This window comes from Mycobacterium sp. IDUB_1 (assembly GCF_055419625.1).
Map to the genome: position 1 here is coordinate 1,725,350 of NZ_JBVAYA010000001.1, position 11,334 is coordinate 1,736,683.

Sequence of the window (11,334 nt, forward strand, 5' to 3'; positions counted from 1 at the left end):
CCGGTCAGCGGCCGGCGAGCCAGGCGAAGAACTCCTCGGCCTCGAACACGGGCTTGCCGTACTCGGAGGCCTTGCGCGCCTTACCCGACTGCGTGCCGGCCTCCGCTGTGACGAGCACGTCGCAGCGCGTCTTCGACACCGTCTTGACCGGCACCAAACCGGCTGCTGCCGCCAGCGCCTCCATCTCCGGGCGCTCGACGATGCGTCCCGCGGGATCCTGCGCGGTCCCCGTGAAACAGATGCGCGTGCCCGCAGCGAGTACGGCGTCGATGTCGCGGTCGTCGGCGGCGTCGGCGAGGTCCGCGAGAAGGTCGACCCCGAGCAGAACCGACGCGGAATGCAGGCGTGCGCGGACGTCGGCAGGCAGGCGCACCGCCGATGCAGCACGGCTCAGCTGGTCGGCCACCGTCTGTCGCGCCGCTGCGTCCCACGTCGACCTCGTCTCGGACACCGCGCCCGGCGCCGGCTGCGTGCCGAGCAGCACCGCCCCGACGTCGCGGTTGATCCGTAGCAGGGCTGAGAGCCCGGGCAGGTGCTCGGGCGCCGGTGTCGGCGCCGACGGATCCCGGCTGACCAGCAGCCCCGCGGACTCGACCGCATCGGGCTCGTCGAACGCCGTCGACCCGTCGCTGATCTCCAGATCGCGGTGGGCGTGCATCGCGGCGCGCGCCCGCTCCAGCGCGGTGCGTCCGGTCGCGCGCTCGCCCCGGAGGTCGACGCCCAACGGCATCGCGGTGACATAGCCGAGCCGCTTGAGCTCGAAGTCGATCAGGCCCAGCTGCTCGTCGACCTCGGGCCCGACCGGCGTGAAGCCCGCGAGCATCGGCGCGATCACCGCCCACGCCTCGCGCAGCGTGGGGGCCAGTAGTACGTCGGCCACCGAGATGCCGTACGCCGTGCGCGCGTCGGCCAGATCACGCTGGGGGTTGATCAGCGTCGACACCGCCGTGCCGTCGTCGAACGCGACCGCGAACTCCACTGGCCGCGGCCGCGACATCCGGCCCTCGTCACCCACCGTCAGCATCCCCAACGCGCAGAACCGGCGCGGCCTTGCGCCGTCGTCGCCCCGCAGGAACCGCGCGATCCGCCGATCGATCTTCAGATCCTTCGGCAGCACAGGCCTTTTCAGCACCAGACCGGACAGTGAGGTGCAGCGGCTCAGCGCCACGTAGAGCTGCCCGGTGGAGAACATGCCGCCGGTCAGGTCGACCACCACGCGGTCCAGGGTCTGCCCCTGGCTTTTGTGGATCGTGATCGCCCACGCCAGCTTGAACGGCAGCTGCGTGTAGGAGCCGATCACCTCGCGGCTCAGCGTGCCGCCGTCGAGCACCGGCCGGGTGGCCTCCCAGCTGAACGGGGCCACGTCGACGCACGAGCCGTCCGGGAACTCCACCTCGACCACGGCGCCGTACCGGTCGTAGCCGACCCCGACGACGCGACCGATGCTGCCGTTGACCCAGCGGTCGGCCTGATCGTTGTTGCCCATCATGATCTGCGCGCCCACCTTGAACCGCAGCGTCTCCTCGACCGGTGGATCGAACAGGCTCAGATCACCGGAAACCTTTGCCTGATGGACGAACTCGTCACCGGAAAGCCTCTCGAGCTGCTGCCGGTTGCGCGCCGTCACCAGACGGTTCGTGGGGGCCAGGGTCAGCCAGAACTCATCGTCGGGCGGGACGAAGTCCTTGTCGGCGCGGGCGTTGAGCTGCTCCTGGGCGTGTCCGAGGAGCACGCCCTCGCGGATCTCGTTGAGAATGGCCGTCATTCGGTCATCGCCGAGCTGGCGGAACACGGTGGTCAGCGAGACGGTCGGGAAGTCCTCACGGCGGAACGACTGAGCCGAGAAGAAGTACGGCGTCTCGTAGGTGGAACTGAAGTACCCGGTTTCGTGCTCGCTGACCACCGGCGGCAGCTGATACAGGTCACCGACCAGCACGATCTGCACGCCCCCGAACGGGGTGCCCGGCGCGGGACCGAACCGGGAGAGCGCCGCCGCGATCATGTCGAAGATGTCGGCCCGCACCATCGACGCCTCGTCGATGATCAGCGTCTGCAACGACGCCAACGTCCTGGTGAATCGGCCGGGCCGGTAGTCGCCGCCGCGCACGTCGGACAGCGTCGTCGTCGCCCGGAAACCGAACAGCCGGTGAATGGTGTACCCGTCGACATTGAGCGCGGCGATACCTGTCGGCGCCACCACCACGACGCTGCGATCGGTGTCGGCCAGGAACCGGCGGATCAGCGTCGACTTGCCGGTGCCGGCCTTGCCGGTCAGGAACACGTGCCCGCCGGCGCCGAGTCGGTCGAGTGCGTGGCGGAACTCGTCGGTCAGGACGATCACGGCTTGGACCGCCAGGCCCGCCAGCCGCGGTGCGCGGCGTACGCCCCGGCGCCGGCGGTCAGGCACCACACGACGATCGCGGCGATCAGCAGCGGCGCCGAGAACGAACCGAAGGACGAGCCCAGCGCTGTGTAGGCGAACGCCTTGGGCGCCGAACCGATCACCGCGCCGGCCGCCATCTGCCACACCGGCACGCCGAAGGCGCCGAACGTGTAGGACGCCAGTGCATCGTTGATGCCCGGCACGAAGCGCTGACCGACCACTGCCCACAGCCCGCCGCGGCGGATCAGCGCGTCCACTTTCGCGGAGCGCTCGGGCCCCAGCAGCGCGTGAGCGCTCTCCCGCCCCGCGCGCCGCCCCGCCACGGACGTCAGCACCGCCGAGCCCACCGTGGCACCCAGCGTGACGAACGTGCCGAGCACAGGGCCGAACAGGAAGCCGCTGCCGGCCGCCAGCAGCGGGCCGGGCACCAGCACCGCGCCCAGGACCGAGGACACCGCCACGTAGACCAGCGGCGCCAGCGGGCCGGCGGACTCGATGAACGAGCGCACCTCGGCGACGTCGATGACCTGGCGTATCGCGGTCAGGTAGAACAGCACGGCCAAGACCGCGACGAACAGCGCGAGCCGCACGATGTGGCGGCGTCGCGACGTCTCCGGAGTGTGTTCGGGGTCAACCATGCCGAGAGCCATCCTGCCGTAGCGCTTAAGTTGGCAGGGTGACTGCGACGCCGGGGGAGCTGACGGGAACCGAACGCGCGGTGCTGCTGGTCTTGATGGCCCGGGCCAAGCCCGTGCCGAATTCCGAGCTGGCAGCTCTGGGCCCCGCGCTGGACAAGGCGGGACGGGAGAAGCTGAACCGTTCGGGGTTGATCGATTCCGAGCGGGTCGGCAACCGGTACGTCCACGAGTTGACCGACCGCGGCTGGCGACTGTGCCGCGAACTGCTCGATGCGCCACCACCAGCGCGAGCCACCGGTCCGGCGAAGGCATTGCAGACGATCCTCGCGGGGTTGGGCCGCTACCTCGAGACCGCGCACCTGAGTCTGGCGGACGTGTTCGGCCCTGGGGACGCGCCAGCGCACACGCCGACTGTCGAGGACCGCATCCGCGCGGTCTACACCGAGCTGGCACCGCGGCCCGGCGGCTGGGTGCCGCTGCGCCGGCTGCGCGCCGAGCTCGACGCCCCGCGCGACGCCGTCGACGCCGCGCTGGCCGCGCTGCACCGCAGGCCGGGGGTGAGTGTGATCCCCGAGGAGAACCAGAAACAGCTGACCGACGAAGACCGTGCCGCCGCCGTGCTGATCGGTGACCGGCCCAAGCATCTGATCGCGATCGAGGGCTGATGGACGCATCACAGCGAGAAGCGCTGACCGCGCTGCGCCTGACCTGGGCGCCCACCAGCGACGACCTGTGGCGTCCGCAGGCCGCCACTCACGTCAGCGGGCTCAACGACGCCGCGGTCGACGACGTGATGGCGGCGTTCGGCGACGCGCAGGCCGACCCGGAATCCAGCCCCCTGGGTGTAGTGATCCGCGGCCCCGCCGGCTCGGGCAAGACGCATCTGCTGGGCCAGATCCGTGAGCGCGTGCAGACCGACGGCGGCTTCTTCTTCGTCGTCGAACTGCTCGACGCGGCCAGCTTCTGGGAGTCGGTGCGCAGCGGCGTGCTGGAGAGCCTCGGCAGACCGGGACATCGGCTGGAGACCCAACTCAAGGACGTGCTCTGGGAGCTGGCCTCGCTGGCGCATGTCTCCCGTGCCGATCGGCGGGCGCTGGTCGGCGACGACGACCTGGACGCCGAGACGCTGTACCGCTTCGTGATGGCCCTGGCCAAGGAGCCGTCGGCGAAAGAGACGGTGCGGCAATGCCATCAGGCGCTGCGCGCACTGGTTCTGCTGGCGTCCAACGACTTCATCGCCCACGACATCGGCGAGGGATTCCTGCAGGGCAGTGAGGAGTTCACCGCCGAGGAGCGTGGCCCCTGGGGATTGCGGACCGCGCCCGCCTCGGCGCAGGAATGCGTGCGCGACATCGCCAGGCTGGTCGCGCTGGCCGGCCCTGCGGTGCTGGCCGTCGACCAGATCGACACGCTGATCGCGCAATCGCTTGCCGCCACAGGCCAATCCGCCTCCGACGACGGTGACACCGGCGGGGACATCGTTCTCGAGCAGGTCGCCCACGGGTTGATGGCGGTGCGGCAGACGATGCGGCGGACCGTGCCGGTGGTGGCGTGCCTGCCCGCGGTGTGGGAACACATCCGGGACACGGCGACCGCCAGTGTGGCCGACCGCTTCCGGGTCACCGGGGTGCTCACGCCACTGCCGACCGCCGACATCGGGCGGGCGATCCTGGAGCGCCGCTTCACCGCCAGCTATCGGGCGGTCGGCTTCACGCCGCCGTACCCGAGCTGGCCGATCGCGCCCGAAGCGTTCGACGACGCGCCGTCCTACACGCCTCGACAGCTGCTGATCCGCGCGGACACCCACGTCCGCGAGTGCCTCAAGCACGGCGACGTCGCCGAACTGCACCACCTGGCGGGCGAGGACGTGGTGTGGGAGACGTTGTCGGACAGTGGGTCTGGTCAGGAGGGCGCGGTCCTCGATCGCCGGTTCGCCGAGTACCGGCGGCGTGCGGTGCCGTCGGCGGCGACCGCCTCCGATGGCGAGGACATCACGATGCCCGAACTGCTCGGCGCGGCACTGACCGCGTGGATCGCCGAACGCGACGGTGAACAGACCTTCGCCTGCGACCCGCCGCCAGGAACGCATGTCACGCTGCACGCCCGGCTGCGCGAGACGCTGGACAGCACGACCGAGGACGAACGGCACTGGGCCTTTCGCGCCGTCGCGGCCGACAATGCCAGCGCCGCGCTGAGCCGGGTTCGAAAAGCCATCACCGCAGCGGGTTTCGGGCCTGGAGCCGGCCGGCGCCAGCTGTTCCTGATCCGGAACACGCCCTGGCCGACGGGGAAGAAGACCGCCGAGGAGCTCGCGGCGTTCCACGCGTGGGGTGGCGCGACGGTTCCGGTGTCCGAGGACGACGTGCGGACGATGGCCGCGCTGCGCGACCTGTTCGCCGAGGACGATCCCGGACTGGCGGGGTGGTTACGGACGCGTCGGCCCGCGCACCGGATGACGCTGCTGGCGGACACCCTCGGTGAGGGGGTGGTCGAGGACGAGCCCGAGATCGATACCGGGAGTGAGCCTGTGGACGAGCCCGTCGACGAGACGCCCGCCGTCGACGTCCCCGACAGCGAGGTGCCGCTGGGCCGCGACCTCCACAGCGGCGAACCGGTGTCGATCCCGATGTCGGCGCTGCGCACACACGTCGCGATCTTCGCCGGATCAGGATCGGGCAAGACCGTCCTGATCCGCAGGTTGGTCGAGGAGTGCGCGCTGCGCGGCGTGTCCTCGATCGTGCTGGACCCGAACAACGACCTCTCCCGACTGGGCACCGTGTGGCCGCAGAAGCCCGACGGGTGGCACCGTTCCGACGACGACCGCGCCGAGGACTACCTGCGCTCCACCGAGGTCACGATCTGGACGCCGCGACGCACCAGCGGTCGTCCGCTGAGCTTCCAGCCGCTGCCCGACTTCGCCAGCGTCGTCGACGACCACGACGAATTCTACGAAGCCGTCGAAGCTGCGTGCTCGGCGCTGGAACCGCAGGCGCTGATCACCGGCAAGACCCCGAAGGCCACCCGCGCGCGGGCAGTGTTGCGAGAAGCCCTGCAGCACTACGGCAGAACGACCGATCCGACGTTGGCCGGATTCGTCGGTCTGCTGGCCGATCTGCCGGAGGACGTCAGCAACATGGCCGGCGCGCACGAGATCGCCGACGACCTCTCCCAGAATCTGCGCGCCGCGATGGTCAACGACCCGCTGTTCGGCGGCGCGGGCACCCCTGTGGACCCGGGGATTCTGCTCACCCCCTCCGACGGTTACCGCGCGCGGGTATCGGTGATCAGCATGATCGGGTTGCCGTCCGACGAGCAGCGGCAGAGCTTCGTCAACCAGCTGCAGATGGCGCTGTTCGCGTGGATCAAACGCAACCCCGCGGGCGACCGGCCGCTCGGTGGCCTGCTCGTGATGGACGAGGCGCAGAACTTCGCTCCCGCACGGGGTTTCACGGCGTGCACCCGCAGCACGTTGGCTCTCTCGTCCCAGGCCCGTAAATACGGTCTGGGGCTGGTGTTCGCCACGCAGGCGCCCAAGGGGCTGAACCTGAACATCCCCGGCAACGCGGCCACCCAGTTCTACGGGCTGCTCAACGCGCCCGCGCAGATCGAGACGGCGCGCGAGATGGCCAGGGCCAAGGGTGGACTCGTCGACGACATCAGCCGGCTGCGGGCGGGCAACTTCTACGTCGCGACCGAAGGAGAGTCGTTCCACCGCGTCGTCGAACCGTGGTGCCTGTCCTACCATCCGTCGAGCCCGCCGTCGGCCGACGAGGTCCTCGCTCTGGCGGCGCAGCGATGAGCGGCACGGACGTCTTCATCAGTACCGCGGAACTGGCCGGGATGCTCGAGCGCGGCGAGCCCGTCACGCTGCTCGACGTCCGGTGGTCGCTGCCCGAACCCGACGGGACCGAGGCCTATGGGCACGCTCACCTGCCGGGCGCGGTATACGTGTCGCTCGACGACGAGCTGTCCGACCACAGCGTCACCGGGCGAGGCAGGCACCCGCTGCCGTCGGGCGCGGCGCTGCAGGCCGCCGCGCGGCGCTGGGGCGTCCGCACCGGCGTTCCGGTGGTGGTCTACGACGACTGGAACCGGGCCGGATCGGCGCGGGCCTGGTGGGTGCTGACCGCCGCCGGTATCCCGAACGTCCGCATCCTCGACGGCGGCCTGTCCGCCTGGCGCGGTGAATTACGTTCGGGCACCGAGGTCGTCGAGCCCGGTGACGTCACCGTAGCCCACGACGACCTGTACGACGGTGCGTTGCCGACGGTCACCGCCGACGAGGCGGCCGCGGCGCCGGTGCTGATCGATGCCCGCGCGCCCGAGCGGTTCCGCGGCGACAGCGAGCCCGTCGACCCGGTGGCCGGACACATCCCCGGCGCACGCAACGTCCCCAGCACCAGCCTGCTCGCCGCCGACGGGACGCTGGCCGACGATCTCACCTCTCGGTTCGGGTCCGTCGGCGCACACCCCGCCGTCTACTGCGGGTCGGGTGTCACGGCGTCCCTTGTCGTGGCCGCCCTCGCGTCGGTCGGGGTGGACGCGGCACTGTTCCCGGGCTCGTGGTCGCAGTACAGCGCCGAGTCAGTGCGCCCGGTCGCTCTCGGCGAGTGACCCCGTCTCCTCGAGATCGAGGACGGGGGTGGGCCGCTGGAAGCCGCGCGTCACGACGGCCAGCCAGACGAAACCGATGGCCAGCCAGATCAATCCGATGGTCAGGGCCTCCCCGGACAGGCTGGTCCACAGCCATACCGTCAACAGGAAGCCGATGGCCGGCAGCACCACGTTCAGCACGACGTTGCGCTGCCGCTGATCGACGAAGTAGTGCTTGATCACCGACAGGTTGACCACCGAGAACGCCACCAGCGCACCGAAACTGACCACCGATGCCAGGATCGCGAGATCGATCACCAGTGCGAGCAGCGAGATGACGCTGACCGTGATGATGGCGTACACCGGGGTGCTGAACTTGATCGAGACGTGGCCGAACACCTTGCGCGGCAGGATGCCGTCACGGCCCATGGCGAACAGGATGCGCGCGACCGACGCCTGTGAGGTGAGCGCCGAACCGAGCGCGCCGGCGACGTAGGCGGCCGTGAAGAACACGTTGGCGAACGACCCGCCCGCGGCGAGCATCACGTCCGTCGAGCCGGTGTCGACGGATTCGAACTGGTTGGACGGGAACACCAGCTGCGAGACATACGACAGCACGATGAAGATGATGCCGGACACAATGGTCGCGATCATGATCGCCTGCGGCACGGTGCGTTTGGCGTCGCGGGCCTCCTCGGACAGCGTCGACACGGCGTCGAAACCCAGGAACGACAGGCACAGGATCGCGGCACCGGCCAGAACCGGGCTCATGCCGCCCGCGCTGCCGTCGCCGGTGAAGGGTGCCATCAGATCGACGGTGCCGTAGCCGGAGATCTTCGACAGCGCCAGCGCGATGAACACCACGATGAAGATCGCCTGGATCGCGATGATCAGGAAGTTGGCCCGCGCCACCGACACGATGCCGACGATGTTGAGCACCGTGACGATCGCGATCGAGACGAGCACGATCACCCACGCGGGAAGCGCGGGGACGGCGGCGTTCAGATACAGCCCGATCACCAGGTAGTTCAGCATCGGCAGGAACAGATAGTCGAGCAGCAGTGACCAGCCGGCGAGGAAGCCCACGGGCGCACCGAACGTCCGCTGTGTATACGTGTAGGCGGAACCCGCCACCGGGATGGCGGCCGCCATCCGGGCGTAGGACAGCGCGGTGAACACCATCGCGATCGTGGTGACGACGTAGGACGTCGGCACCCGGCCGCCGGAAGTCTCGGTGACGATGCCGTAGGTGGTGAACACCGTCAGCGGCACCATGTAGACGAGGCCGAAGAGCACCAGCGACGGCAGGCCCAGTGCCCGTTTCAGATGACCCTCGTTGGGGTCGGCGAGGAACGCGCCCGAATCTGTGCTCATGTCAGTTCTCTCCGTTCTCGGCCCGGTAGGCCGGTGCGCCGCGCAGGTAGGTGGCGCGGATGCCGATACCGGGAAGATCCAGCGGCGGCACGGCCCGTGGGTCGCGGTCCAGCCATACCAGGTCGGCGCTCGCCCCCGGGGCGATAACGCCCCAATCGTTATCAGCGAACGCCTGATTCGCAACGCCGGCGGTATATGCCGACAGTGCGCGCTCCACAGGCAGGATCTCGTGCGGCGTCCAGCCGCCCTCCGGCTCGCCCGCGGCGGTGCGTCGTGAGGCCGCCACGGCGATCCCGTCGAGCGGGGCGCCGGAGGACACCGGCCAATCCGAGCCGAAGCCCAGCGGCGCGCCGGAGGTGTCCAGCGTGCGGATCGGATACTGACGGTCCGAGCGTTCGGTGCCGAGCCGGGGGACCGTGAGGACCGTCATCAGCGCGTCGAGCTGCGCCCACAGCGGCTGCATGTTCGGGATCACGCCCAGCGCGGCGAACCGCGACAGGTCGGCCTCGTCGATGAGTTGGCAGTGTGCGATCACCGGCCGACGATCGCGAGGACCGTTCTGTGCGACAACGTATTCGATGGCGTCGAGGGCCTGGCGCACCGCGGCGTCACCGATCGCGTGGATGTGGATCTGCAGTCCGAGCTCGTCGACGCGTTGGGCGGCGTGCGCCAGCGAGTCGCCTTCCCAGTTCCGCATCCCGCGGTTCTCGTGCGCGTGCATTCCGGTGCAGTAGGGCGCCAGCAGCGCACCGGTCTCGTTCTCCACGACTCCGTCGGCGAAGAACTTCACCGTGTTCGCGGTGAGCAGGGGGTTCGCGGCGTCGGCCACCGCGCGCTGCTGCTCGGCGAAATGGGTGACCTGGCTGTCGAAGTGGCGCGGATCGCCGTAGAGAGCGAGGTTGAAACGCATGCGCAAGGCACCGCGGCGGGCCGCCTCGACGTACGTGGCGACATCGGCCGGTTCGACCCAGGCGTCCTGCACCCACGTCACGCCGCGGGAGAGGTAGTAGTCGGCGGCGGTACCGAGAGCCCCGATGCGGACGTCCTCGTCGCGCGGGGGCATCACGTTCATCACGAGATCGGTTGCGCCCCACTCGCGCAGCGTGCCGAGCACCGATCCGTCGTCGCGGTGCGGGATCTCGCCGAGCGCCGGGTCGGGAGTGTCGGCGGTGATGCCCGCGCGCTGCAGCGCCACGCTGTTGCACCACACCGTGTGGTAATCCCACGCGCGCAACACCACTGGCCGATCCGGCACCGCCGCGTCGAGCCAGCGCGCGTCGAACAGCCCGCCGGGGGCGAGGCTGCCGTCATAGGAGGCGCCGACGATCCAGTCCTCGTCGGGATGATCTTCCGCATACTGCTTGACGGCCAGCACGATCTCGTCGACCGATGTGCACGGCCGCACGGCCGGCCCGACGGACTCCAGGCCGCCGTAGAGCGGATGGGCGTGTCCGTCGCCGAACGACGGCATCAGGAAGCCGCCGCCGAGATCGATCGTCTCTGCCTGTGCGGCGCTTGCTTTCGCGTCCTCACCGAGGGCGGCGACGACACCGTCGACGACGAGGACGGCGTCGGTCTCCGTCTCGCCCGTCCACACCACGCCACCTGTGAACAGCGTCGCGCTCACGCGAGCACCAGAGTGAAGGTCATCGAACTCCTAAAACGAATGAAGTTCGTTTATTGTGGACTCACTCACCCGACCGTGCAAGAGGGGAGCACGACGTGGGCCGACCCCGTACGCCTCTGCTGTCGCCCGACCGGATCGCCGAGGCCGCCCTGGACCTGGTGATCAGCACCGGTGGCTTCACGATCGCCGGGGTCGCCCGCAAGCTGCGGGTGCGCCCGTCGTCCCTGTACAACCACGTCGGCGGCCGCGACGACGTGGTCGAACTCCTGCGCGAGCGCGCGATGTCCGACGTCGAGCTGCCCGTCGACGACCCCGAGCGACCGTGGCGCGATGTGGTCGCCGACATCGCACGCTCCTACCGGCGCAGCTTCGCCCGCTACCCGCAGCTCATCCCGCTGCTCACCGAGTACGCGGTCAACAGCCCGCAGGCCATCACGATGTACAACGCGTTGGCGGCCACTCTCACTCGTGCGGGCTTCGACCCGGCAGACACTCTGCGGTCCATCACACTGGTGGATTCCTACGTGCTCGGCTCCGCGTTGGATGTCGCCGCGCCGGACCAGCCGTGGCGCCACCGCGAAGAAGTCGGGCCGGAATTGGCCGCCGCACTGGAGACCGGAGCACCCAAACCACAACGCGCCGACGACGCGTTCGAGTTCGGTCTCGCGGTGCTGTTGCGCGGGCTGGGGTGAAATCACCCGGATTCAAAGGGTTTCGTC

Annotated in this window: 8 protein-coding genes; 4 read left to right on the top strand and 4 right to left on the bottom strand. The window is 69.8% G+C overall.

Going from position 1 to position 11,334, the window contains the following annotated elements; genetic code table 11:
* Positions 1-4: 4 nt before the first annotated feature.
* Entirely contained in the window at positions 5-2,338 is a 2,334-nt protein-coding gene (locus ACZYYX_RS08860) for an AAA family ATPase (protein WP_463814851.1), read from the bottom strand.
* The gene (locus ACZYYX_RS08865; RefSeq protein ID WP_463814048.1) at positions 2,338-3,021 is read right to left on the bottom strand and encodes a TVP38/TMEM64 family protein; all 684 of its coding nucleotides are present in this window, start codon (positions 3,019-3,021) and stop codon (positions 2,338-2,340) included. The genes ACZYYX_RS08860 and ACZYYX_RS08865 overlap by 1 nt, the downstream gene beginning before the upstream one ends.
* A 38-nt stretch (positions 3,022-3,059) precedes the next feature.
* On the opposite strand from ACZYYX_RS08865, the gene ACZYYX_RS08870 reads away from it, so the two are divergent.
* Genes ACZYYX_RS08870 through ACZYYX_RS08880 form a run of 3 tightly spaced genes read left to right on the top strand, consistent with a single transcriptional unit; the run spans position 3,060 to position 7,635 of the window.
* Complete coding sequence (locus ACZYYX_RS08870) at positions 3,060-3,686, top strand: hypothetical protein (RefSeq protein WP_463814049.1); 627 nt, start codon at positions 3,060-3,062, stop codon at positions 3,684-3,686.
* Complete coding sequence (locus ACZYYX_RS08875; RefSeq protein ID WP_463814050.1) at positions 3,686-6,820, top strand: helicase HerA domain-containing protein; 3,135 nt, start codon at positions 3,686-3,688, stop codon at positions 6,818-6,820. Before ACZYYX_RS08870 ends, ACZYYX_RS08875 begins: the two co-directional genes overlap by 1 nt.
* A complete protein-coding gene (locus ACZYYX_RS08880; RefSeq protein WP_463814051.1) occupies positions 6,817-7,635 on the top strand; it encodes a sulfurtransferase in 819 nt (272 codons plus the stop codon). The genes ACZYYX_RS08875 and ACZYYX_RS08880 overlap by 4 nt, the downstream gene beginning before the upstream one ends.
* Here ACZYYX_RS08880 and ACZYYX_RS08885 read toward each other — a convergent pair.
* Complete coding sequence (locus ACZYYX_RS08885; RefSeq protein WP_463814052.1) at positions 7,606-8,988, bottom strand: APC family permease; 1,383 nt, start codon at positions 8,986-8,988, stop codon at positions 7,606-7,608. The genes ACZYYX_RS08880 and ACZYYX_RS08885 overlap by 30 nt on opposite strands.
* Position 8,989: 1 nt before the next feature.
* Positions 8,990-10,615 carry an amidohydrolase gene (locus ACZYYX_RS08890; protein WP_463814053.1) on the bottom strand — a complete coding sequence of 542 codons (1,626 nt, stop codon included), beginning with the start codon at positions 10,613-10,615 and terminating at the stop codon, positions 8,990-8,992.
* A 95-nt stretch (positions 10,616-10,710) separates the two neighbouring features.
* Between ACZYYX_RS08890 and ACZYYX_RS08895 the strand changes: the two genes are divergently transcribed.
* Positions 10,711-11,307 (top strand): TetR/AcrR family transcriptional regulator, encoded by a 597-nt coding sequence (locus ACZYYX_RS08895; RefSeq protein WP_463814054.1) that lies wholly within the window; start codon positions 10,711-10,713, stop codon positions 11,305-11,307.
* Positions 11,308-11,334 lie beyond the last annotated feature (27 nt).